This is a genomic window from Pseudomonas sp. UYEF17 (assembly GCF_040546125.1).
Taxonomy (GTDB): Bacteria; Pseudomonadota; Gammaproteobacteria; order Pseudomonadales; family Pseudomonadaceae; genus Aquipseudomonas; species Aquipseudomonas putida_Z.
Map to the genome: position 1 here is coordinate 1 of NZ_JBEPNE010000017.1, position 23,436 is coordinate 23,436.

Sequence of the window (23,436 nt, forward strand, 5' to 3'; positions counted from 1 at the left end):
TGAATTCTTCGGGGTAACGCTGACGACTCATGGCACCTCCTATTTGGGCCTCATTATGAGGCTTGGAGGTGTCTAGGAAACCAGGGGCGATTCAGACCTCTGAATCAGCTGCCTGGCATTGGGTGCACTCACGCCGTAAAGCTTGACTAGCCGCTCAGCCAATGCAGTGCTGAGACATGGGCCTGAACGCTCGAGAATGGCTTCCACTTTCTTCGACTTCACCACCGTCTCCTAGGGGAATTGTCACACTGCGCTATTTATAGGCCTGTTCTACAGGCCTCAAGAGAAAAACTGAAGCGTCGTCAGTGGAGCCCCGTAATACGGGGCATGCAGAGGCGATTTCTTGAGGATCTTTGCTTCGGTGTCACAAGGGCCTTTCAGATGCGACAGATAAAGGCATTGGAGGGCGTACTATCTTCCCGGTTGCAGGCGCAGTTTCGTCTCTGGCTGAACCCCCGCAGTGGTTGGCGAATCGAATATGCATTCAGTCACTAGCCTCGACCTTCTGATCGTTCCTATAAATAGGCGACTGACGGGCGTCCATCGCTACCCTGAGGACTGTTCCATGGATGACATCACCTTGGCATTTCTGGCCTTCAGCGTTGACCATCCGGAATCGGTAGAGAAGATACAAGCGCTTACGGAGGCAAATGCCTTGGAGGCCGGTGAATCCTTGGCGGCGCTGCGAGATACCATGATTTCGCAGATTCTGGAGGCAGAGGCTAAGAAACGTAGTATTTCACTGAAGGCACTGATACTAGAGTTCACCGGCCAATCGAGCCAAGTGGCAGAGGAACCTGACACGGTTCCAGGCCTAGAAAAGTACAATCAGATGCGCGACTTCGGTGCCTCGCCTGAGCCCTCCGGTTCATCCAGGGCCACGAAGCGAAGCAAACATTCCGAACCACAAGCCCTGCAGTTTTGCGTGCAAAAGCACGACGCCACAAGGCTCCACTACGATTTCCGCCTCGAGCTCAACGGCACGCTCAAGAGCTGGGCCATACCGAAAGGCCCATGCTTCGATCCAAAGGTGAAGCGGCTGTCGGTGCATGTCGAAGACCATCCGCTCGACTACGCCACCTTTGAAGGAACGATTCCCAAAGGGCACTACGGTGCCGGCGAGGTGATCGTCTGGGATCGCGGTATCTGGATCCCTCAAGGTGATCCGGACGAGGCCTACCGCAAAGGCCGACTCAAGTTCGAACTGCAGGGTGAGAAGCTGTCAGGCCTGTGGAATCTGGTTCGAACCAACATCGAAGGCAAGCAGGAGCAGTGGTTTCTCATCAAACATCAGGACGAGTCGGCCAGACTGCTCGCTGATTACGATGTCGTGTCGGAGCAGCCGAACAGCGTGCTCAGCGACCGAACCGTCATTCCCAAGAAACGAGGCAAGCCTAAATCCTCCTCTCCGAGTGAGTCACCAGAAAAAGCCGAGCCGCTCCGAACGGCTCATGCAGTACCGGCAGACCTCCCAGAGAAGCTAGCACCGCAGTTGGCCACGCTCGTCGAGTCGAGTCCGCAGGGCAGTGAGTGGGGCTTCGAAATCAAGTTCGATGGCTATCGCATGCTCTGCCGAGTCGAGGGTGACGAAGTGCGCCTGTTCACACGAAATGGACATGACTGGACTGACAAGCTACCGAAGCAGGCCGCAGCCATCAAGCAGCTCGGTTTGGAAAGCGCCTGGCTCGATGGTGAGATTGTCGTCCCGAACGCTGATGGCGTACCCGATTTCCAGCTGCTGCAGAACGCGTTCGACGCGGGCAAGAGCCAGGGCATCATCTACTACCTGTTCGACCTTCCGTACCTCAACGGCGCCGACCTGCGGCTGGTGCCTGTGGAGCAGCGGCGAGCCGCTCTCAAACAGGTGATGGAAAGCAATGAGCATCCCTTGCTTCGATTCTCGGACGATTTTACCGAGGACGTCGATGCGCTCATGAACAGCGCCTGCCAGATGAGGATGGAGGGGCTGATTGGGAAGCGCTCGGGTAGCCCCTACGTATCGAGGCGCAGCGACTCTTGGATCAAGCTCAAGTGCAAGCATCGCCAGGAGTTCGTGATTGTTGGCTTTACCGATCCCAAAGGTGCGCGCAGTGGCTTTGGAGCACTGGTGCTGGCCCTGACTGATAAGGACAGCGGAGAGCTTCGGTACGCCGGCAAGGTTGGTACTGGGTTCACCGAATCGACCCTCGCCACCATCTTGCAGACGCTGCAACCCCTGGAGCAGAAAAAGGTGCCGGTGGTGAATCCGCCAAAGGGCGTCGACGCCAGGGGTATCCACTGGTTGAAGCCTGAGCTGTTAGCTGAGGTCATGTTCGCTGAGATCACCTCGGATGGTGTTGTGCGACATGCCGTCTTCCATGGCATCCGCACTGACAAGCCCGCTAAGGACATCACGGAAGAGAAGCCGGCGCCCGCGCCGAAAAAAGCGACATCCGCCAAAGCTGAGGCGACCAAACCAACAAGCAGTAAGGTTAGGATCACGCACCCCGAGCGCGTCATCGATCCCAGCAGCGGCCTCACAAAGCGTGATCTGGCCGAATACTATGCCCAGGTCTCACCTTGGCTCTTGCCGCACCTGAAAGATCGTCCCATTGCGCTCGTGCGAGCGCCTGAAGGCATCACAGGTGAGCTGTTCTTCCAGAAGAATGCTGATCGCCTAGCGATACCCAACATCACGACCGTGCCGAAGGCTGAGGCAGGCAAAGCCGGCATGGTGATCAACAGCGTCGAAGCTCTGGTCGGGGCGGTGCAGATGAGCACCATTGAGCTGCACTCCTGGAACGGCACAACCGCTCGCATTGATCAGCCTGATCGCTTCGTCCTCGATCTCGACCCAGATCCTGCTTTGCCTTGGAAGGCGATGGTCGAGGCCACACAACTTACCCTGGTGGTGCTGGATGAACTAGGCCTGCAGTCCTTCCTGAAGACCAGCGGAGGGAAGGGTATCCACATCATGGTGCCGCTTACTCCGAAGGCTTCATGGGAAGAGGTGAAGTCGTTCAGCCAGGCGGTGGTGAAGTACATCGCCAAGCTCATCCCTGATCGATTTTCGGCTGTGCTCGGCCCGAAAAATCGCATCGGCAAAATCTTCATCGACTATTTGCGAAACGCTAAAGGCGCTACGACGGTCAATGTCTATGCGGCCAGGGCTCGCGAAGGACTACCTGTATCTGTCCCGATTTACCGAGAGGAGGTCGTCGAACTCAAGTCCGCAGCGAGGTGGAACATCACCAACCTCCAGGAGCGTCTGGATGAGCTCGGCAATGATGATCCTTGGGCGGATTTGGCCAATACGAAGCAGCTCATCACGTCAGAGATGAGACAGCGGATCGGCATGAAACAGAAGGAGTAGAACGATGGACAACTACCACGTCAGCCCCACTCCAGACGGCTGGGAGCTCAAGAAGGCTGGAGCTGAACGGGCTTCGAAACGCAGTACCACCAAGCAGGAGCTGGTGAGCTCATTGTCTGAGTTCTTCGAAGGTAAAACCGCCTCGGTGAAAATCCACAAGGCCGACGGCACCATCGAGGAGGAGCGTACCTACCCCCGCTCAGATGACCCGCGTCGTAGCAAAGGTTGAAGGACATAACTGCCCGTGACCTCGGCATAGAGGTCGCGGATGACCTTGGCCTGTTCAGATGGTTGCTGGCCAGTTTTCTCATGGGCAAGCCCATCCGCTCAACCGTGGCTGTAAAGGCATACCGAATCCTCGTCCATGAGCAAGGCCTGGATACGCCGCAGAAGCTTGTCCAAATCTCTCATTCGGTACTTGTCAGATTACTCGGTCAGGCCGGGTACAGACGATACGATGAATCCACCGCCCGACGGTTACATGCCCTTGGCAACAAGGTTGAGGTGGAACTGGCTGCCCAACTTGAGGCACTGCAAGGAGCCACAGGCATTGAGGGTTTTAAACGCTGGCTAATGGAGTTTGAGGGTATAGGCCCTAAGACGGTAGAGATATTCCTGCGCGAAGGTCGGGCCCATTTGACGACTTTGGTAGGCTTCTGAGCAGAGGGTGGCCTATAGCCCCCATCGACGTGCGGATACATGAGTGAAACACTCAGTGATTGGATTATGGACAGGAGTGGGTGATGAGGCTCGACATCGAGGGTTTGTCGCTGTCAGGGAAGACAGTGATCGTCATAGAAGACGATCCGACGCTTCGAACCTTGCTGGTGGAAATTCTTAGCGAATTGGGCGCCGCCTGCGCTGCATTCGATAACGCAGAAGATGCCTTGATCAACATGTTGGGCCTTAAAGATGAATGCTCGCTGATCGTTGTGGATCACGGTGTGCCTGGGAGCATTCAGGGAATGGAATTCATCTCCATGGCCCATGAGAGGTGGCCGGGACTGCCCGCGATTCTGACCTCGGGCTATCAACTGGACGCGTCGCAGGTGACCCCCCCTGTGATCTACCTGTTCAAGCCATGGTCGATTGATCAGCTAGCCGACGCAATATGTAAGGCACTCAGCGCTGCTTCCGTAGATACAGGCGAGTGAGTGATTAGGCATCTGCGCCCCCCATGGTTTGCTTAAGCCTCGATGGCGGGCAGGGTTACGAGCTTGTTGATCAGCGAGGCCAGATCGGTAATCCCCCACGGCTTGGGCAGGAATGCCGACCTCACCGGGAGTGAATGGGTATCGATGATTGCATGTCCTGACGTCAAAATAACGGGTAGGGTAGGCCACCTGCGCCAAATAACGTGCGCCAGACCTAATCCGTCCATGCTGCCAGGCATGTGGATATCGCTCATTACCAATGCAGGGGTTTCTTCATGCGAAAGGTGGTGAAGCGCCTCGTCAGCATTTGCCGTGGACGTAATGGTTACCGCGTAAAGTGACGAGAGACTCTCTGCGGTGAGATCTCTGAGTAGTTCGTCGTCTTCTACGATCAAAATGGTTTTGGTCATGCGTCGTTAGCTCGCCTCTGGTATGCGTTAGGGCCTCCCGGCCATACGACGTTGCTCCGAAGCGATGAGTGGTGCACCAAGCGTCGCTTGGGATTAGCGGCTATCGTAGGAAGGCGACAAGCGAACCGCCTTCACGGTAGGTACGGTTCCGGGGCGTCTACCGTCAATCTGAAGGGAAGACTATGCAGCAGCTGCCAGCTGACGAAACCATACGAGCGGCCTTGAAGAAGACCCACATTCGCCTGCACCGCCAACATGAACTGGTGGTGGAGTTCGGCGTGATGTCCTTGAAAGTGACTGACCTGGATGTGTTGTTGACCCATGCCTGTGAAGTCGTCGCTGAAGGGATGAGCACTCGCTTCGCCAAGGTGCTGCAGCCGGCTGAGGAGGGGGAAGGGTTCATCTTGTCACACGGTGTGGGCTGGGACGCTTCTGACATCGGTCAGGCTACCGTGGGTGCCGATGAAGCAAGCCCGGCAGGCTATGCATTGGCAACCTACAGGCCAGTGCTCTCGAACCATCTGGGCATGGAGCACCGGTTCCGAACACCGGAGCTGCTGAAGAAATACGGAATCGAACGGGCTATCAACGTCCCGATCCGGGGCGTACTTAGCCCCTTCGGCGTTCTCGAAGCCGATAGCAGTGACGGGGACGATTTTGTAGAGAGCGATCTCGTATTTTTGGAGGGTATCTCGAACGTCATTTCCATGGCCCTTGAGCGACTATCTGCGGGAGCAGATATCCCTCTTCCCGATCCGTATTCGGAAACCCTTCTGAACGCGAGTCCTGACTGGGTCGAGATCCTGACTTCAAGTGGCGAGTTAGAGTTCATGAACGAAACGGGGCTACTCTTCCTGGCTACCCAGCTGGCGGACGTGAAAGGCCAGCGGTGGCAAGACTTGTGGCCCGAGGAGTCTCGCTCACTTGTTTGCGAGGCTATGGGAAAAGTCAGCGGCGGGGAAACCGCTCGATTCGAGGCCTATCACCCCATCTCTGCAGATGATCCAAAATGGTGGGACGTGACGGTGGCGCCGATCCTCGGAGCGGACGGCAAGGTCGAGCGAATGATTGCCGTATCGCGAGATATCACCGAGCGTCATCAATATGAAGCTCAATTGCTGTCGCTCATCGAGGCCCAGAATAGCAAGCAAAACCGAAGCGACCTCTATCTCGAAGAGATCCACCATCGCGTAAAGAACAGCCTTCACCTGGTAAATACCCTGCTGTTGCTGCAAGCCAATCTCACGCCTGATGCAGCGGTCAAATTGCAACTTGAAACCGCCGCAGGCCGAGTGGTGACCATTGCAACGGTTCACGAACGGCTGTATCACGCTGCCGAAGACCAGGAACTCCGCGCTCGTGACTACCTCAATGCGCTGCTGGGGGATCTGGGCAGAGCCTTGGCCGACCGAAAAATTGTGCTGGAGGCTGACGATTTCGTCTTGCCCCCAGAAAGAATGGCGCCCTTGGGACTGGTCATTTCTGAACTGATCACCAATGCCCTCAAGTACGGCAAGGGCGCCATCGAGGTGATCGTCAAGTATGCCGGCGACCATGCCTTACTCACCGTCAGGGATGAGGGCGATGGATTCCCTGATAATTACCCTAAGCCGACGGGCACGGGCCTCGGCATGCGCTTGGTCAAAAGCTATTCCGGCTACGGCAGCGCGGCGGTTGAGGTGGATCGGTCAGATCGTAAAAGCTGTATCCACGTCCGCTTCAAACTTTAGAAACCAGGCGATTGAATGCGTTCCAATAGCCTAGCCCAGACAGATTCACGAGACTGTTGATCGGGTTTGCCCTACCTGGGTTTCCGAGGCCGCGAATTGGTCTGTAGTAGGCCCCCCCCCCTTATGTCCAATATGGCCAGAACACGGTGGACTCGAGAGCTAAACCACGTCTGCTGCCGCGCCCGGTTGAGCCATTGCTGGTTGTGACAGCTGGTCAAAAATCATTTCCTGCAGCTTGGTTACCGGCCAAGGTTTAGGCAAGAACAGCGCATTGTCAGGGAGAGCGCGGGCTACGAAGTCGTAGTAGCCACTCATCACGATGAGGCGAGTCTCAGGGTTGAGCTGGCTAGCGATCCAGGCGAGGTCGACTCCATTCAGCAAGCCCGGCGTTTGCACGTCCGTGAGCAGCAACGCCCAGTCTTGTTTCATTAACTCCAACTTACCGGCATCAGCGGTAGCCACCGCTGTGACAACGGCACCCCAATCTTCCAGATAGAGGGTCAAAAGCTCTCGAATCAAGGGTTCGTCCTCAACGATGAGGACGGCAGGATGGTCTTTTTTTGCGACGGGGTGCAGCTCTGTCATTACTCATACTCGGGAGAGCGGCTGCTGGAAGGGAGAGACATCCAGGTCTATCTGCTGAATTTCAGCGAGACGTAGCAGCGCGCCATCACTACGACATCGCGTTTACTCAGAAAATTCAGTTCGCTTAGGCACATTCAAGGTGAACCAGCCTCCGCCAGAGAACTCCAATCGAGGGGCTCATGAGCCGCTGTGGTGATGCAACGTAGCGGCATGAAAGCGTGAAGCGGCGTAAGGACTATCCCGTCGGTTGCCAGCCATCTGGTTAAATGCGAAGCCATTGACCCGGACGTGGCGAAAAGCTTAACTGTACGCATATACAGTATAGGCGCTTTATCATGGTCACCATCCTTGGCCCTCTAGAACCAAGCGGAGCACAGCTTCCGCTCTTTTCCTTCCATGTCCCGGCTGGTTTCCCGTCGCCAGCTGCTGATCACCTCGAAAAACGTATCTCGCTAGACGAGCTGCTCGACGTGCGAGCCCCGCATATCTATCTCGTCCGGGTTGAAGGAGACAGTATGATCGGAGCGGGCATTTACCCAGGTGACCTGGTCATCGTTGATCGTTCCATCGAGGCGGAGCCTGGGCACATCGTCATTGCTGCTGTGAACTGCGAGCCACTTTGCAAACGCCTGGCAAGGGATGGGAGCCAGGTGGTACTCAAGTCGGAAAACCCGCGCTACCCATCCCGGTATCTCCTCGAAGGCGAAGAACTCCAGGTGTGGGGTGTTGTCACCTACAGCGTGCGCAGCCATGACAAAGCCTGAGCGGGTCTTTGCCCTCATCGACTGCAACAGCTTCTACGCGAGCTGTGAGCGTGTGTTTCGCCTCGACCTTCGCACCAAGCCAGTCGTCGTTCTCAGTAACAACGATGGCTGCGTGATAGCTCGGTCGGCGGATGCCAAGCCCTGGATCAAAATGGGTGAGCCGTACTTCCAGATTAAGGACAAGCTCCGTAAGCACGGTATCGTCGCGTGCTCGTCGAATTACGAGCTCTACGGCGACATGAGCGAGCGGGTAATGACCGTCATTGAGTCAATGGTGCCAGCAGCAGAGGTGTACAGCATCGACGAGGCCTTCGCCGAGCTCACCGGCATGCCTGGCGACCTCGAGCGCCTGGGGCGGCAGATCCGAGCTGAAGTTTATCGACGTACAGGTATCCCGGTCGGCGTTGGTATTGCCTCGACGAAGACCCTGGCAAAGTTAGCAAACCACGCTGCGAAGAAGTGGCAGAACCACACCGGTGGTGTGGTCGACCTGCGCGATGAGGTAAAGCGCAACTGGGTACTCAAGAAGTGCGATGCAGGGGACGTCTGGGGCATTGGCCGTCGCCTTTCCGCCCACCTGGCGGCTATGGATATCCGCACCGCTTGGGAGCTTGCTCATACCGACGCCTGGTCGCTCCGAAAGCAGTTCAGCGTGGTAGTGGAGAAGACAGCCAGGGAGCTGGCCGGCACCACGTGCCTCGAGTTGGACGAGCCTGACCCACCCAAAAAGGAGATCTGCTGCAGCCGTATGTTCGGTACCCGCCTCACCGAGCTGGCTCCGATCAAAGAGGCGGTGGCCACCTACACGTCCAGGGCTGCAGAAAAGCTCCGTGCCCAGAATTCGCTCTGCAAGCGCCTTCGGGTAAGCATTCGCACGGGTATGTTCAATCCCGACGAGGCGAAATACGCGAATGGGGTGCTTGTTGAGCTGCCGTACCCCACCGATGACACTCGCCTGCTAACCAAGGCAGCGCTAGAGGGTGTGGCGCGTGTTTACCGTGAGGGTTTCCGATACAGCAAGGCGGAGGTGCTGTTGCTTGACCTGAGCCAGCGTGGGGAGATCACAGGTGACCTCTTCACAGCCTCACAGCCTGAGGCGAGTGAAAAACTCATGGGTGTCCTGGATACCGTGAATGCCCGGTGGGGGCGCGGCACCATGCGCCTGGCAAGCGTGCCAATCAATCCTTCTTGGGGCATGCGGCGAGAAATGATGAGCCAGAGCTTCACCACCAAGATGGATGAGCTTTGGACGGTTTATTGTAAGTAGCGTTCCACCAGGAAACGCCGCCTCGCGTCATTCAGCTTGGAGATCTGATCAGCTGCGTCACGCAGATGCTGAGCGAGAGGTTTGCCATCCCTGATGGCTCCGTGGAGGAATGCTCCCAGCGGGCCAATGTAACTCGACTGATCCTTCCCTGGCGTGACCTCTGGCGCCGCCAGTAGGAGCTGGCTCGACCATTGTGGGTGTAGGGCATACATGATCGTGCAAAGCTCCATGTACCGTCCGACTTCCTCGTCGTGGGTAGAGCTGTCATCTGCCGTCATGCTGTCAAGCCAGTTTTGATACGCTTGCTTGTCGAGGCCTAGTATTTCTTGGATGCTTTGAACTGCTCGATCTTTTCGAGCGAGATACCCTTGAGCAAGCCTCTCTTGTCCTTTGTCACTCATCATCTTTCCCATATCTGATTACCGGGCAGGAGCGGCGGCAGGTTGGTCTTCGAGGATTGCCCGAGTGCGTTTGCCCAGTTCCTGGCCGCCGAGCACGCCGACAGTGTACTCATCCACCGTGATGGCTTGGCGCATAGCGTCACGGAAGCAGGTGCCGGGTTTCACGTCCTGGATAGCCTGGGCCAGAGCGTTCAGGTACTCGGGCTCCGAGAACTTCTTACGAGCCTGCTGCAAGTGGTAGGAGTCACCACCAGCTGTCCAGGCGAAGGAAACGGTCTTCTTGATCATGGATAACCTCTGCGTTTCTGTTGATTGGGATCGCCAGTCCAGTGTCATCCGATCAACCATCCACCTTCGAGCAGGTAATCCGATTTAATTTTTTGGGCTACGGTTTTGGGGAGGTCACCCGCTTCCTCACTGACCGATTCTCCATTGGCCTGAGCATCTGTAGATGGAATATCCCTGGCCGTTTTCCACGTGGTTGGCGATCTCATATTCCCGCCAATCACGCATTGCTCCGCCATCGATTTCCCTATGCTTACGCTCGAGTAGCCAAACCACTGTGTTGATGAACTGACCATGCGCGAACGCCGCGATGTCATTGGCCGGTTGCTCTGCGAGTCGGTCAAGGAAATGCATAGCCCTGGCCACGAAATCAAGAAATGACTCCGCACCTTCTCCATCACAGAGAGTCGGATCAGCCTTTGACCAGTAGGCCTCAACCCAGCCGCGTCGCTGTGAAATCGTGGTATCGACGCATCGGGCCGGCGCCAAGTACGTGTACTCCTGAATCGGCCAGGTTTCGAAGGCAACAGCGGGGTAGAGGGCTGCCGTCACATGAGCGGTTGCCTGGGCGCGAAGAAACGGAGAAGCAACGATGAGATCAGGGGCTCTGGTGAATGACCTAGCGACCATATGGGCTTGCTCCAGCCCTTTTGCGGTGAGGGGAATACTCGCGTGATCCCTGGTAGGCTGGCCTGCGTTCGCGGCGCTCTCGCCATGTCGTATGAGCCTCACATTCTTCATCGACTATCTTTCTCTGATGACGCTTCCTAGGTCGAGTAATGCTGGCACGGAACAGTGCGGGATAGCCATGGTGAAGGGATGTCGATGTATGCTTGCCTCAACCGACCTGCCTGAGATTCGTTGGAGTGACTCGACAAATTTTCCATGAGCCGAAGAAGACTCCCCCGAGCTCCTACGAACGCAAGATGGCCCGTCCACGCCCACCGTTCCTAAACCAGGAGACGTTGGACACGGTTGTCCGGGATCATCAGGCTTATCTGACCGAGCTCGCTAACTGCAACCCAATCGCAAAGGGGTAGGTCAGACAAAGCGGAGAGGGTGATGAAGAAAGACCTCAGCAAGGTGTTGTTGCCTGATGACCCTCTGTACAGCCAGGCCGTTGAGGCGCTGAAGGTGTATCACCAAGCTCAGGCTGACGGAGTCGCGGGGGCTGAGCTGGAGCGACTGAGGCTTCTGGCGGAGCATAGCTTCCAAGCCGTCACGGATTACCAACTCCGGGCCTTTGGCATGCCCGCTGATAACGGCCATTGAGCCGCTGGGCCGAGCGCGCCCCGTCTATCAGCGACTTAACGCTTCCTGTACCGCATCAACCGTACCGATCCAGTGACGGCCTTTGTCTCGTGGGCTGAAGCCCAGCCTTTCGGCGAACGCTGAAGGCGACTTCATTGTGCTCGCGGTACGGCAGTCTAGAAGGGCAGGTCTTCGTCGCTAATGGGCTCAAGGACAACTGGGGGCTTCGGTGCCAAGGCTTTGTGAATGGCTTCGAGCCGTTCCAGCATTTCATCGAAAGTGATCACCAGGACATCCTTCAAGCTGTTGCGGTACTGCTCAAAGGCACGCTGCTCAACGACCTTTGTTGGATTGCGCCCGATGATGACGATGGCCGCCACAGCATGTGCGTGGACGCGCTCATCGAGATCTTCGGTCAGCCCAAGGATGTTCTTCTGTAGAACGCTCCGCTGGCTGATCACCTGAGCCACGGATCCACTGAGTTCATAAGAGGGGACGTAGGTCTTGCGGTAGGGTTTCCCCAGTAGCTCGTGCTGAGGGTGTTTGATTTCGATCAGAGCAAGATTCCCAGTGGCCTTTGCCGCCATCACGAAGTCGGAATACTGGCCTCCTTGCCCATTGATGTCCTTGCCACCGACATAGGGTTGTTCTGCAATCAACTTCACGGGATACCCGAACGCCATATCCAGAACGAACGAGTTTTCACTGAGGAAACGCTGCCACCTGTTCTCGTTGGCGTTGCCGTCCAGCATGCTTCGGTACGCTGCGATGAGTTGCCCGAGGGTGACGAGCTCGATTTCCGATTTGAGGTTGTACAGAGTACGTCGGGCAGTTTTTGCGAGCGCCGGCACGCTCTGCTGAGCAAGAGCCGCCGCCTGCTTTTGATCCTTCAGGGAAAGGCGAGTTGGCCCGGATCCCAGAGCCACAAGGTTGGCAAGGAAGTCAGGAGGAAGTCGCCTTGCTCTTGCTGGGTAATTCTCAGGTGAAGCTTTGTGTAGCAGGCCGGCATAGCAGACCAACCTTTTGTCTTCCGCAGTCTCACGTTGATGACGCTGCGTCAGGCGATCCAGATGCTTCCTCAAACGCTGGAACTGCTCAACCCCCAGGAGATAGGTTTCTCCCTCCACCACGGTGTCGTTTCGGCCATCCTGGCCGTGCAGCATGATGATTTCCACCCCTTGAATGCTGGCCACTGCCTGAACGATGAAGCGGTACTCGTAGAGCAACCCCAGACCGTGCCGCCAGTCTTTCGCGAAACCTTCAGGGAGCGAGCCCAGCAACAATTCGAGATCGTATTCGTTGCCAGGATGGGTGTATGGCCGGTAGACCGAACGAGTTATCCTGATCGACTTGATGCTGTCGTATTTTGGCTTGCCGTATCTCGCATGGCCCGACCGGGCGTAGATGGGGTAGATCGTCAGATCTTCCGAAGTCACTTCCAGTATCAGGTGCCAATCCGGCGAGTCGTTCGGCAGCGGCACATCGCTGTAGAACACACGTGAAATTCCATAGTCCTCAATGTCATCTTCAGGCTCAAACCCACTGTCTGCATGGTGCGGGGAGGGTACATCTTCCTCGAACTCACCGAGGTACTCTTCACGTTCAAACAGGAGGAAAGGGTCATCGTCGGTACGCTGTTGCATGGCGTACTGCGAGGGGCGCATGGAAGGCATAGTGGTATCGTCCCTGATCAAAAAAGTGGTCGGTGTCGCCTGGTCGTCGAACGCGTGATACCGAGTCTAACGAGCAGTTTGAGCTCCGGAAAGACGAGCATCAAAATGCCGATACGCCGGGGCCATCGGTGAGCATCTGCCAAGGCGAATCGGTCTGTTCACTCAACCAGAAAGACCTTGTTTCAAGGAAAAAGGTATGAGGCCCATTGACGCGATACGAGGCAAGGAAGGGGACATCCGGCACCTAATCGAGGCCTATGGCTTTATTGAGCCCAAACTCTTCGGCTCTGCCGCTCGAGGCGATGATCACGAAGGGAGTGACCTCGACCTGCTTGCCACCATACCTCCAGCAATGGCCGGCAAAATTTCCTTGTTCGACATCGCCGAGCTCGAGGATGAGCTCCAGGCCATGGTGGGGGTGCCAGTCGACTTCCACGTCTGCAACAACATGCCCGAGCACCTCAGGCAATCCATTGAGCGTGAGATGGTTACGCTGTAGCTGTGAACATGCTTGCGATGATCCTGGCGTCGAGCAGGGCATGGTGAGGCAGTTCTTCCCCATCGTTCGTCGTGGTCAGGGTCGTGGCATCGGTGGGGAAATTCCTGACGTTCTGGGGCCATTTCCCATCGTCATAGGCGAGCTCGCAGAACAGCTCCCAGTCGTAGTCAGGTGCGTCAGTGACAATTTCGAGCTGTTCGTCGTAGGTTGCCAGGAACCGCAGGAGCGCCGCTCTGGCCTCGATGATTGGCATGGCGTACTCACCATCCCACAACTGCGGCAGTACGATCTCTTTCACGAAATCACTGCAGTCTTCTTCTCGCCACGCGTCGATCACTTCCACGTAGAATTCCCGGCGATCCTGGCCAACCAGAGCCAGGGAGATCAGCTTTGCCTGCGCGGTGAGCTGAGTGAACTCACAATCGAGAAAGAGCCTCATCTGTTGGAACCTCTGCAATGACTAGGGCCCGCCTGAAATTGTCACAGGAAGGCTGCCTGTGGGAAATCGCCTTGGCGTATTTCGGCCCCGAAAAGCTGTTGGAAACGATTGTAGATCTGTGGGACGGAGCGAGCCCTCCCACAAGGCCGACCGTCGAGCACCTGTCGACCGACACGCTGCCCGCAGATGTCGTGAATATACTGAAAATTGCCCAGGTGCGAGTCGGGGCCCTCGTTCCGGATCGCGTGCCTGTACCAGGTGTTGTCACGTTGTACGCCCGGCACGCCAATGACCTCGCCGATGGGATCCTGGCAAGACTGCCGAGAGGCGAGCTCACCCGTACCTTGCGGGGATCGCAGTTAGAAGTCGAACTTGGCCTGTGACGTCCATCTGCAGCAGGGAGAAATGTCGTGACGATTGATTATCGGCTGCGGAGCCTGGAGATCGCGAGGCGCAGAGCGCTGTGGGCACTTGCCGATCTACAGCCTGGGGACGCTCGTGCTGAAAAGGCGCTGACTGAACTCGACGAGGTTGAACAGGGCCTGCAGGGCGTCGTGAGCGGTGATCAGCTCTCGGCCCAGGAGCTCGTGGATGTCGTCACCACGAAGCTCCACAACGGCGTTCAGCTGGTCGTCGAGGACAGCATCCCCGAGCCATGGCTGCAGCGTTTCCAAGCGGCGAGTGTTGGGTCTACCCGCCTGGCAGAGGGGGCCTATCTGCGCGACTTCGAGAAGTTCGTGGCCGTGTGGCACCAGGAGCTTGAGCACCTGAGCGCCCATCGCAGTAAGAGGTCGCGATGAAGAGAACTATCCTGGGCATGGCAGAGGCCGGCGAGCCGCTCTTGCAGCAGGCTCTCCAAGCCGTCCGTGCCCATCAAAAGGCTGTGGATGAAGGGCGACCAGCCGAGGAGATCGAAAGACTCCGTCTTGAGGCTGATCACCTGTATCAAACCGTTATCGACTACCAGTTGCACAAGGCTGGCACGCTTGGGCAGTCAGTCCATTAGTGGATCGCAGTGGTCTTTGCGTTTGTTGGCAAATTTGCAAGCGGAGCGCGCCGGCCCGAAGGGCCAGAGGCGAGAGGATGGAAGCCCGTAGGGCCAAAACCGGGCGCAGCCAGGGTTTGGTGCACGACAGCTGCGCCCGCAGGGCCGAGCCAGCAAATTTGCGGATTCAAGAAAACCCTAGAGCCCTCGCCACGCCTGGCTTACAGCGAGGAAGTCTCCTGGTTTTTTCGGATTTATTTGCGGATTTTCCCCCGCACCGTGCGCATGTCACGGCGCTTCGGGCGGCACTAGCTTGCAGGCCGGCTTACCGTTCTTGGTGATCACGAACGAGTGCCCCTGCTGCAGGAGCTTCATGATTCTCCGGAAACGCCGCCTTGCCTGCGTTGCGCTGATCACCTGCATGTTGATGCCTCCCGCGGCGAAGAAGGTAAGGACGGAGTTGAAGGTGGCCAGCATCCGAAGCCAGCCACCCCCAGTTCACTCACATTTCAGGATGGATGTCGTCGAAGAAGTTGACGTTCAGCTCGATCTCCAAGGTGCCGAATCGGGCCAGCAGATCATCTCGCAGGGCTCCCTCGGCATACGGCTCAACGTCCACCCAATAGCTGTAGATCATCCCGCCATCCGAGGTGTTCGCGGTTACTTCGGCGTCTGCCAGAAGCTCCGCATCCTCCAGCGATATCTTCAGCTCATTGGCCAGCGCTTGCGCCATGCTCATGCTGGGGCGGTGCTCCTCGCTTTCAGCGGCCTGCTGGTGCTCCATGTACTCCCATTCAGTCCTGCGATCACGGTCTGCATCCGTTTCGCTCCCGGTGATGGAAACACCGTCTTCCCCGAGCGACCACCTGCCGTCCCGCCGAATCAGGTCAACATCCGCCTTGAGGAAGAAAACCCTGCCGTAGTACACACGGTCAGGATCCTGCTTGCCTTCCCAGTCGATAGACATGCCCAACCTGAGTACTCCAGTCGCATCGTCATAGGCGGCTGACTCCACCTCGCATTCACCGATGGTGAACTCACTGGCGTTAGTCTCGTCCATCGCGCCGGACAGCATGTGATTCAGCTCTTGATCCAGCTCGGAGAACACATCGTCCTCGTCAATCGCGTCCTTGAAATCACGCACGCCAAAGGCGGCGAGCATCAGCCGAGGATCCGTGGGGTTTCGCCGGGCGACGACAACAAGCTCGTGGTACTCCTCGAACCCTGCCTGACGCGCAAGCGCTTCTTGGGCAGCAGAAAGCTTCATGTCGTGTTCACGAGCATGCTGCTTGGCTTGCGATTTGATGATGCTGAGAGGGGAAAAATCGGACATAGCAAAGTCTCCAAAACCATTCGACGCTTTGGTTACCGATTGCCTGTTCACCGGGCAGCGCCTGGTTAGGGACATGCCGATGTAAAACGAAAGGGTGTATCTACGATGGGCTATTGCTTCGCGAAACAGGCGCCAGGCGACCATCACCGCCTGGCCTGATCATAGGTCAGGCAAATTCACTCCGCAAGATCCTGCGGGAAGGGCATCGCCAGGTTGGTTTCGGGGAGGGGTCTTGGCGGGGGCTCGGGTATCAGGAGCGAGCGCAAGCGGAGCGCGCCGGCCCAGGAAGGGCCAGAGGCTTGAGGATGGAAGCCCGTAGGGCCAAAACCGGGCGCAGCCGGGGTTTGGTTCACGAGAGCCGTCCCCCGGAGGGGGCAAGCCAAAACCCTTCGCAGAAGGGCTTTGGAGATCGCCATCCGGTAGTCCAATCATGAACCTACTGGGCTGACCTCGATTTCATCCAGCCCGTCAGCGTTACGCCACTGATTCTGGAATGGCTTTCAGGTTCATCTGGGCTTCAAAGATGAGCAGGTCGCTCTCCTCATTTTCCCTCATGAGCCCGATGACCCTTGAGCTGACTTCGATTTCGCCATTATTGTCGAGGCGAACATACCGTGGGTATCGATCCAGCAACAGCTCAGCCAGCCCGCGACTGTAGCCCTCTCGGATCAGCTTAATTTTTGCATCGTCGGTGGTGCCATACTTGATGCGCTTGTAAAAGCCGGGGTCAACAGCGCCAACACCATTCAAAACTTCTACAAACTTGAAAATCTTGTTGTCGAAGAAGTCATCTTCTTCTTTCAGGCGAACGATAGCGAGGTTGACTTTTTCTACGTCGTTCTTGGTTGAAATTCTGACCCAGTAAGTATAGTGGCTGTCACCATATTTGGTATCGCCCCAGTTCGAGACGTAAACAAAGTCAGTGCCTTTCTTTTCAGGGAGCTCGCTCCAGTATTTAAGCGTGTATCTCAGGATTTGCTTAACGCTATTTTTTTTAAGCTTCCAGTCTAGGAACATGGCGTAAAAATCAATCGTCGCTTTGTTCTGGAGGCGCTTCAGGTCGCTGTATTTTCGCTTGTCATCGAACTTGTCGATGAAGCAGGTCTTGATCTCCAGCAGCAGGCGGTCGGCGTTGTCGATCATGCCGTTCGCATCAACCGACATGCTGATGGCGTCGTCTATCTCCTCCTCAGAGGTGAAGACATCGATCTCGCTTACGCTGTTGGCAATCAGTAACCGGCCAACCTTCGTTTTCACGTACTTGCATTCTTGACCAGTGACTACCCCTGGCTGAAGGTTCTCCAGCCTTGATACAGCGTCACGATGGCGGTCAGCCACCTCGCCCTCCAATATGGTGGTCGCTTCAAGGAGAACGTTACTAACGCTGTCCTGATCAACCTTCGAGACGTTGACCGCTTTCTCGTAAAATGTCTGGAGGTTAGATTTTTTGTTCGTGTAGCCGTCCATCCCCAGCAAGTAGATGCTCGATTCAAGCTTTTTGAGGGTGGTTCCTGCTTCGGGCGCAAACACCTCGCTGAACCTATTCACACGCCCAACCAGGTTCTTAAATTGCGACGAGGTGAGGTTCCCTCGACCCTTCGAATAATCGAAGACGAAAAGTCGTTCGATAGGGAGGTTTACCCCTTCAAGCAGAGTGGAGTTGCAAACCAGATACTTCATGGCCTTGGACTGGTGGAACAGGTTTTCCAAGTACAGTCGGATGGTGTCAGGGATGGAGCCGTGGTGGTACATCACCCCTTTCCGCAGGCACGAAATCAGTCGATATCGTTTGTCGAACGCATCTTCAAGCTCATCGCAAGCTGTTTGAACCAATGGGCACTCGATGTTAGGCAGCGTCTCAGCGAGCTCAAGTGCGAACTGCTCAATTTTCTTTTTGGTATTGCCATAGATAATATTTTTGGCCAGCGACTCGCCCTTGATGAGATCGAAGCCGCTCTTGTACTTTCTTTCTATCTCTAACCATTGATTGAGGAAATGGTCGTAAAGCTTGAGCTTTCCGTCATTCTTGCCAGTTCTGAAATCCCGAGTGTAGAAGCGCTCGGATTTAATGTATTCGTCAACCCTGAAACCTTTGGGCGTCATGTCGAGGTAACGCACTCGGACGTTGAGTTCGTTACAAAGGAAAGGGGTCAGGAACTTGAATGAAGTCTTAGGGTTCCTGGCCCCCAGGATGCATAGCATTGTGGCCAAAAGCTCATTGCGACTATCGCCTTGGAGAAGGTTGTGAGCTTCGTCCACGAAAACCATGTCGAACTTGAGGGTACTATATTCATTAAGTAAGCGATTAAGGCGCTCTTGAGTAAGGACAAAAGCCCGGTTGTTTCGCTCGGGCGAGAACATTTCAGGGTGGGTGACAACCTTGCCCAGCTTTGGGATGTCCGCGTAAATCAAACGCTTCTTTGTCTGCGCTAGAAGTGCCTTTGATGGCACCAAAATGAGAATGCGCTTAGAGGGGTTGTCTTTTACTGACTTGATGATGAGCTCGGACTTTCCGTAGGAGGTCGGAGCGATAACAACCGAAGAGTTCTCGTACTCATCTTGGACGAAGACTCTCAGCGTGTCCTGCTGCTCCGTCAGCACCATACCCTGGTCACGGAATGTGTCTACGTAACTGCTCACAATGTTTTGAATGAAAGACCTGCTGAGTCGCTCATCTTGTTCGAACGACTTACCAATCACAGCAGTAACCGGCAATAGGCCGCTATTAACAGCTACATCATAAAGCGGCTCATATCGGCCAGTCAGGTTTCCATAGAACAGCGTGATTCGATAACCAAGGCGTTTGATCTCGGGCGCGTGATGGTTGAGTAGCAGGACTGCAATCGCCAAAAGCTTCACGATATCCCCATCTGACATCTGGCTTCCACGGAGAAGCTCTAGGTAGATGTCTTTGAAACGGGTCTTGGCCAATTCCTTGATGGTTAACTCTTGCATTTAGCATCCTGCCTCTGTGCGAAGGAAGTCCTCAAGCTTTTGAAGTGTTCCTTTTTGGATGGATAGCACCAAAACTGTTTTAAATATTGGCGTAGTCAAAAGGCTGTCCGTGAAGCCTGAAATGGTCGCTTCTTCCACTTTTTGAGTAGCATCGTTGAAGAGTGCTGAAACCAAAACAACGTTGTTGTCAGAGGCTACAGCAGAGTTTCCATATGCTTTTTCGCCTTCCATGCCAAGGATTTCTAGCACAGATTCTTTGTAACGGGTTTTGTCATTAATGGACTTCTGGGCGGCGTTCATGGCGTTGAGCCAATGGTTCATTTCTGCCTCAGCAAGGCGACCCTTGAGATCGTCTCGAGCCTTCGCCAGTAATGCCTTGGTGGCCGCGCACGAGGTCTTTTTACCAGCCCCTCCTGATTTTACCTCTGTGATCCATACTTCATTGGAAGTGGACTCGTAGAGAACGAGGTCGAAACCCTTTCGAATGTGCTTTTCTTCCATGTTGAAGAATGGAGAAACCACATCGAAACTGTCGAGTTTTTTAAGGATGATGACGTGGGCAAGTAGCTCGCCAAGCATGCCAGTCCGGGTGTTGAGATCCTTGGTGGAGTAGCGATCCCAAAACGACTTCAGGGTGGCCTCATATTTGAAGATGACCATGTTGCGGCTACCCAGGTCGGCGCCATGACAAATTCGAGTCAGGTTGTCCCGTAGAGCCGTTATGAGCTCGTCCGACAGGTTCTCAATACAGCACATTGCGTACTGACCGGCTTGCTTGAAAGTAACGCCATCCATAACTCAAATATCCAAAGGGGCCGTGGCCTCTGAAATCCTCCCGCTGCATCCGTCGCAGCGGCGTGGGGTCTGGCAGACACTTTTTAGCTGCGCTGAATTCGCCACTTCTACTATGTCGATGAGCCAGATCAAGGCCTGAAGAAGCCATGGCGGCACTGTGCCATTTCATGAAGTATAGCGAGATGGTTCTGTAGAAAGTAGAGACTAACGTCGGTGGTGGCGAGGCTACTTTGGGGCCTCGGCGATGCTTGATGACTACACACCTCTGCGAGGTTGCTAAGCTGCGCTGAACACCCTTGTTGGCTTTACCGGCTTTCCATGCGCATTAGGGATGGTGTCAATGGTCGGCACGAAGCAGGAAGGGAGGGTGATTTTGGGGTGTCAATCGTGATGGCAGGGGAGGGTGATTTCAGTCAATCAATGGTGAGGAAATTGACAGTCAACCACCGTCGCACCCCGATTGAGCTAGCCCCTGATTTTCCTGGAGGCAGGGGGTGTCAATCTTAAGAGCAGTCATTTGGTACCACTCATTACTGGCCGGATGACCCGCTAGTGGCTGAGGCGACGGCACGGGCCAAACCCAGAGGTACCTGATATCGCATGGCAGTGTACCTCGGGTTTTCCAGGGGCAACCTGACAGCTATTGGCGCGTGATAAGAAATGTCGCAATGTCGCCATCGTTCGTATTCAGATAGACATTGCTGTCCGGAGGCATGTGATACAGCGTTTTCACGGTACGGCCCGTATGGTCGCGCAGGCGGCAGCGCAGTGTGTCAGGGCCCCATTCCAGCGGTTCGAGTTTTATCAGGTCGACCGGTGAGTTGGTTCGGTACAAGCCAAGATAGCCGTTGCGGCTGATCTCGACCTTTCTGTCGCTGTCGGTGCCCGTGCCGTTGATGTAGACATGGATCCGATCCGTAGTCTCGGAGTGGTATTCGATGTTGAACGTGGTGGGCGCTGCTTGGCGTCCGGTGATCAGCCAGCCCTCCTCCAGGCCGAACCCGGAAGCGTCGCTCAGCCGGACTGGTTCATCTATCCCCGGTGAGTCGAAAGTCATTATGTCTTTGTACCTGGCTTGGGTGTCGTCCCAGTATTTCCATGCCGACTGACAATGTATGTGCGCCTTGAAAGATTTTGCTTCTGCGATCCAGTTGGTAATGCTGTTACTCATGACTGTTCTCCACCAATGAGGGAGGTGAGCTCCCTCTGCGTGGGTACAGTAGTAAGGCGGCGGGCCGGGCCAAAGCTTGAAGTGCTTCCTTGTTCATTGGCGCTGTATGGACGAGCAAGGCTGGGAGGCGACCAAGTGGAACGAAGGTTTTATTCCTCGCTCAGGTACTGGCTTCACCCTCGAGCAACATGAACAGGCGGTACAGCACCACGGTGCTGAACAACTGCAGGAAGCCGCTGAGGCTGTCCATGGCCAGCTCCATGCCGGGCGATGGCTCGGGGAAGGCCATCAGCAGCAGGCCGTCGATCAACCAGATCGGCGCCAGCACACCTACGACACAGATCATGATGCGCATGAAGTGCCCAGTGGTCATGCTTGCACTGTCGCGCATCGACTGCACCACCGGCCGGCCGCGCAGTACCAGCAGGTACTCGGCGAACACCAGGTTGATCATGATCCACACGCCCGGGAAGATGAACAGCGCCAGGCCGGCCATGATCAGCAGCGAGCTGATCAGTATCAGCAGGGCCAGCTGCGGCCACAATTGCAGGGCGCGGGCGAACAGGTCGCGCTTGGCGATTTCCTGGCCGTTGCTGCGGGTGTCGAGGTACAGGATCAGCGCGGCGCTGTACAGCGGGTAGAACAGCAGGCTGATCAGCATGCCGTAGGCCGGCGATGCCTGGTCGCCCATCTGCCGGTACAGCAGCTGGGTGAGCAAGGCTTCCAGCACCACCAGCGGCAGGCACAGCTGGAGGATGTTCGGCAGGTGGCGGCGGAAGAAGTACAGGGAGTCGCGCAGGACGCTCAGCGGGTTCATCGGTCTACATCGCATGGCAGTAAAAACAGGGGCATAACTTTAGCCCAAAGCAGGCCTGGGGCTGTCACTTGCTGAAAAAAGTTTCACGCCACCGGTGATTGAATCCCACGCCTGTACGCCCCATCTTTGACGCTGTCCGTTGTCCGCTACCCCACGAGGTCGCCCCATGAATACTGAAGAACAAACCCTGATCGACGGCCTGTTCGGCCGCCTCAAGCAAGCCGAGGACCCGAGCCAGCCACGTGATGCGCAGGCCCAGGCATGCATCGAGGAACATGTGCGTCAGCAGCCGGCGGCGCCTTATTACATGGCCCAGGCGATCCTGGTGCAGGAGGCAGCGATCAAGCGCCTCGACGAGCAGAACAAGCAACTGGAAGCCGAACTGAAGCAGGCCCGTGCCCAGGCCGAGGCCGCCCGTGCCAGCAGCGCGCCGAGCAATGGCGGTGGTGGTTTCCTGTCCAGCATCTTTGGTTCGTCTGGGCGCAATGCGGCCCCGACCGTGCAACCGCAGCGTCCCGCTGCAGCCCCCGTGGCATCCGGCGGTGGCTGGCGTGAGCCGTCGGCGCCGGGCTTTTCCCAGCCACAAGCGCAGCAGCCTGCCTTTGGCGCTGCGCCGGCACGCAGTGGTGCCAGCAGCTTCCTCGGCGGTGCGATGCAGACTGCGGCCGGTGTGGCGGGTGGTGTGTTGCTGGCGCAGGGCATCAGCAGCCTGTTCAACCACAACTCGCAGCCGGAGGAGGTGGTCGAGGTGATCAAGGAAGAGCCGGCCCCGGCCAGCGACAGCGGAGGCTGGAACGACTCGGGGGCGCAGCAGCAGGTGGCTGACGACAGTGGTTGGGGCAGCGACCAGGGTGGTTATGCCGACAGCGATTATGGCAGCGATGATGGCGGGTTCTTCTCGGACGACGATTCGTACGTCTGACAGGTCTGGCATACTGCTGGCAATTTTGGGGGCGCTTTGCGCCCCTTTCGCGACACAAGGCCGCTCCTGCAAGGGTACGCGAACCCCTGTAGGAGCGGCCTTGTGTCGCGAAAGGGCTGCAAGGCAGCCCCCAGCATTCCAGGCCGACCAAGGGGTTCCAAGGTGAAAAAGATCGCGCTGTTCGCCGATGTGCAGAACCTCTACTACACCGTGCGCCAGGCCCACGGCTGCCATTTCAACTACACCGCCCTGTGGGCCGATGTCAGCCGCGAAGGCCAGATCGTCGAGGCCGTGGCCTATGCCATCGACCGTGGTGACAGCAAGCAGCAGCAGTTCCAGCAGATCCTGCGCAATCTCGGTTTCGATGTGCGCCTCAAGCCCTTCATCCAGCGCAGCGATGGCTCGGCCAAAGGTGACTGGGATGTGGGTATCACCCTGGATGTGATCGACGCCGCCAGCCGCGTCGACCAAGTGGTACTGGCCTCCGGCGACGGCGATTTCGACCTGCTGCTGGAGCGGGTGATACAGCGCCATGGCACCGAGGCAGTGGTGTATGGTGTGCCCGGGCTTACCGCACTGTCGCTGATCCGTGCTGCCACCCGCTATGTGCCCATCGAGGGTGCGCTGTTGCTAAAACACTGAGATTTT

General features: G+C 56.5%; 27 protein-coding genes. 14 read left to right on the top strand and 13 right to left on the bottom strand.

Features of this window, described 5'->3' with window-relative positions; translation table 11 throughout:
• Window positions 1-565: 565 nt before the first annotated feature.
• From ligD to ABIB24_RS21155, 4 genes are all read left to right on the top strand, one after another.
• Window positions 566-3,352, top strand: coding sequence for a DNA ligase D (gene ligD / locus ABIB24_RS21140; protein WP_121757818.1), 2,787 nt, complete (start codon window positions 566-568; stop codon window positions 3,350-3,352).
• A 4-nt stretch (window positions 3,353-3,356) separates the two neighbouring features.
• Window positions 3,357-3,581: a DUF2188 domain-containing protein gene (locus ABIB24_RS21145; protein WP_004573960.1), complete on the top strand. Its 225-nt coding sequence runs from the start codon at window positions 3,357-3,359 to the stop codon at window positions 3,579-3,581.
• Entirely contained in the window at window positions 3,578-4,012 is a 435-nt protein-coding gene (locus tag ABIB24_RS21150) for an HhH-GDP family DNA glycosylase (RefSeq protein WP_121757817.1), read from the top strand. The genes ABIB24_RS21145 and ABIB24_RS21150 overlap by 4 nt, the downstream gene beginning before the upstream one ends.
• An 83-nt stretch (window positions 4,013-4,095) precedes the next feature.
• Complete coding sequence (locus ABIB24_RS21155; RefSeq protein WP_004573964.1) at window positions 4,096-4,506, top strand: response regulator; 411 nt, start codon at window positions 4,096-4,098, stop codon at window positions 4,504-4,506.
• A gap of 32 nt (window positions 4,507-4,538) precedes the next feature.
• On the opposite strand, the gene ABIB24_RS21160 is transcribed toward ABIB24_RS21155, so the two are convergent.
• A complete protein-coding gene (locus ABIB24_RS21160; RefSeq protein WP_004573965.1) occupies window positions 4,539-4,916 on the bottom strand; it encodes a response regulator in 378 nt (125 codons plus the stop codon).
• 182 nt (window positions 4,917-5,098) lie between these two features.
• Between ABIB24_RS21160 and ABIB24_RS21165 the strand changes: the two genes are divergently transcribed.
• Complete coding sequence (locus tag ABIB24_RS21165) at window positions 5,099-6,646, top strand: sensor histidine kinase (protein WP_197864689.1); 1,548 nt, start codon at window positions 5,099-5,101, stop codon at window positions 6,644-6,646.
• Window positions 6,647-6,805: 159 nt separating this feature from the next.
• Here the strand turns inward: ABIB24_RS21165 and ABIB24_RS21170 are convergent, their stop codons facing one another.
• Window positions 6,806-7,231 (bottom strand): response regulator, encoded by a 426-nt coding sequence (locus tag ABIB24_RS21170; protein ID WP_039612647.1) that lies wholly within the window; start codon window positions 7,229-7,231, stop codon window positions 6,806-6,808.
• 335 nt (window positions 7,232-7,566) lie between these two features.
• Between ABIB24_RS21170 and ABIB24_RS21175 the strand changes: the two genes are divergently transcribed.
• Both ABIB24_RS21175 and umuC read left to right on the top strand, forming a co-directional pair.
• Window positions 7,567-7,995, top strand: a complete 429-nt coding sequence (locus ABIB24_RS21175) for a LexA family protein (protein WP_033726365.1) — start codon at window positions 7,567-7,569, stop codon at window positions 7,993-7,995.
• A complete protein-coding gene (gene umuC / locus ABIB24_RS21180) occupies window positions 7,982-9,262 on the top strand; it encodes a translesion error-prone DNA polymerase V subunit UmuC (RefSeq protein ID WP_121757815.1) in 1,281 nt (426 codons plus the stop codon). The genes ABIB24_RS21175 and umuC overlap by 14 nt, the downstream gene beginning before the upstream one ends.
• Here umuC and ABIB24_RS21185 read toward each other — a convergent pair.
• From ABIB24_RS21185 to ABIB24_RS21195, 3 genes are all read right to left on the bottom strand, one after another.
• The gene (locus tag ABIB24_RS21185) at window positions 9,250-9,675 is read right to left on the bottom strand and encodes a hypothetical protein (protein ID WP_121757814.1); all 426 of its coding nucleotides are present in this window, start codon (window positions 9,673-9,675) and stop codon (window positions 9,250-9,252) included. The two genes, umuC and ABIB24_RS21185, sit on opposite strands and share 13 nt — an antisense overlap.
• A gap of 6 nt (window positions 9,676-9,681) precedes the next feature.
• The gene (locus ABIB24_RS21190) at window positions 9,682-9,951 is read right to left on the bottom strand and encodes a hypothetical protein (protein WP_121757813.1); all 270 of its coding nucleotides are present in this window, start codon (window positions 9,949-9,951) and stop codon (window positions 9,682-9,684) included.
• Window positions 9,952-10,077: 126 nt separating this feature from the next.
• Window positions 10,078-10,689, bottom strand: a complete 612-nt coding sequence (locus ABIB24_RS21195) for a histidine phosphatase family protein (RefSeq protein ID WP_121757812.1) — start codon at window positions 10,687-10,689, stop codon at window positions 10,078-10,080.
• Between the two features lie 321 nt (window positions 10,690-11,010).
• Here ABIB24_RS21195 and ABIB24_RS21200 point away from each other — a divergent pair, with 321 nt between their 5' ends.
• Window positions 11,011-11,220: a hypothetical protein gene (locus ABIB24_RS21200; protein ID WP_121757811.1), complete on the top strand. Its 210-nt coding sequence runs from the start codon at window positions 11,011-11,013 to the stop codon at window positions 11,218-11,220.
• Between the two features lie 155 nt (window positions 11,221-11,375).
• Here the strand turns inward: ABIB24_RS21200 and ABIB24_RS21205 are convergent, their stop codons facing one another.
• Window positions 11,376-12,842, bottom strand: coding sequence for a Shedu immune nuclease family protein (locus ABIB24_RS21205; RefSeq protein ID WP_162998289.1), 1,467 nt, complete (start codon window positions 12,840-12,842; stop codon window positions 11,376-11,378).
• A 226-nt stretch (window positions 12,843-13,068) separates the two neighbouring features.
• Between ABIB24_RS21205 and ABIB24_RS21210 the strand changes: the two genes are divergently transcribed.
• Window positions 13,069-13,371, top strand: a complete 303-nt coding sequence (locus ABIB24_RS21210) for a nucleotidyltransferase family protein (RefSeq protein WP_121757809.1) — start codon at window positions 13,069-13,071, stop codon at window positions 13,369-13,371.
• On the opposite strand, the gene ABIB24_RS21215 is transcribed toward ABIB24_RS21210, so the two are convergent.
• Entirely contained in the window at window positions 13,361-13,810 is a 450-nt protein-coding gene (locus ABIB24_RS21215) for a 3'-5' exoribonuclease (RefSeq protein ID WP_121757882.1), read from the bottom strand. The genes ABIB24_RS21210 and ABIB24_RS21215 overlap by 11 nt on opposite strands.
• Window positions 13,811-13,827: 17 nt before the next feature.
• Here ABIB24_RS21215 and ABIB24_RS21220 point away from each other — a divergent pair, with 17 nt between their 5' ends.
• From ABIB24_RS21220 to ABIB24_RS21230, 3 genes are read left to right on the top strand one after another with little or no spacing between them, the layout of a single operon-like run.
• The gene (locus ABIB24_RS21220; RefSeq protein WP_121757808.1) at window positions 13,828-14,193 is read left to right on the top strand and encodes a hypothetical protein; all 366 of its coding nucleotides are present in this window, start codon (window positions 13,828-13,830) and stop codon (window positions 14,191-14,193) included.
• A gap of 27 nt (window positions 14,194-14,220) precedes the next feature.
• The gene (locus ABIB24_RS21225) at window positions 14,221-14,610 is read left to right on the top strand and encodes a hypothetical protein (RefSeq protein ID WP_121757807.1); all 390 of its coding nucleotides are present in this window, start codon (window positions 14,221-14,223) and stop codon (window positions 14,608-14,610) included.
• Window positions 14,607-14,816 (top strand): hypothetical protein, encoded by a 210-nt coding sequence (locus ABIB24_RS21230; protein ID WP_021782212.1) that lies wholly within the window; start codon window positions 14,607-14,609, stop codon window positions 14,814-14,816. Before ABIB24_RS21225 ends, ABIB24_RS21230 begins: the two co-directional genes overlap by 4 nt.
• Before the next feature lie 267 nt (window positions 14,817-15,083).
• Here ABIB24_RS21230 and ABIB24_RS21235 read toward each other — a convergent pair whose 3' ends face one another.
• From ABIB24_RS21235 to ABIB24_RS21260, 6 genes are all read right to left on the bottom strand, one after another.
• Window positions 15,084-15,272 (bottom strand): type II toxin-antitoxin system Phd/YefM family antitoxin, encoded by a 189-nt coding sequence (locus ABIB24_RS21235; RefSeq protein WP_233454234.1) that lies wholly within the window; start codon window positions 15,270-15,272, stop codon window positions 15,084-15,086.
• A 25-nt stretch (window positions 15,273-15,297) separates the two neighbouring features.
• On the bottom strand, window positions 15,298-16,128 hold the full coding sequence (locus ABIB24_RS21240) for a hypothetical protein (protein WP_121757806.1): 831 nt from the start codon (window positions 16,126-16,128) through the stop codon (window positions 15,298-15,300).
• 474 nt (window positions 16,129-16,602) lie between these two features.
• Window positions 16,603-19,083: a DEAD/DEAH box helicase gene (locus ABIB24_RS21245; protein WP_121757805.1), complete on the bottom strand. Its 2,481-nt coding sequence runs from the start codon at window positions 19,081-19,083 to the stop codon at window positions 16,603-16,605.
• The gene (locus tag ABIB24_RS21250) at window positions 19,084-19,878 is read right to left on the bottom strand and encodes a Hachiman antiphage defense system protein HamA (protein ID WP_010791936.1); all 795 of its coding nucleotides are present in this window, start codon (window positions 19,876-19,878) and stop codon (window positions 19,084-19,086) included.
• Between the two features lie 640 nt (window positions 19,879-20,518).
• On the bottom strand, window positions 20,519-21,049 hold the full coding sequence (locus ABIB24_RS21255; RefSeq protein WP_274078611.1) for a hypothetical protein: 531 nt from the start codon (window positions 21,047-21,049) through the stop codon (window positions 20,519-20,521).
• 160 nt (window positions 21,050-21,209) lie between these two features.
• Window positions 21,210-21,866: a YciC family protein gene (locus ABIB24_RS21260; protein ID WP_274078612.1), complete on the bottom strand. Its 657-nt coding sequence runs from the start codon at window positions 21,864-21,866 to the stop codon at window positions 21,210-21,212.
• 166 nt (window positions 21,867-22,032) lie between these two features.
• Here ABIB24_RS21260 and ABIB24_RS21265 point away from each other — a divergent pair, with 166 nt between their 5' ends.
• Window positions 22,033-22,788, top strand: coding sequence for a DUF2076 domain-containing protein (locus ABIB24_RS21265; protein WP_137162469.1), 756 nt, complete (start codon window positions 22,033-22,035; stop codon window positions 22,786-22,788).
• Between the two features lie 162 nt (window positions 22,789-22,950).
• A complete protein-coding gene (locus ABIB24_RS21270; protein ID WP_004576858.1) occupies window positions 22,951-23,430 on the top strand; it encodes a LabA-like NYN domain-containing protein in 480 nt (159 codons plus the stop codon).
• Window positions 23,431-23,436 lie beyond the last annotated feature (6 nt).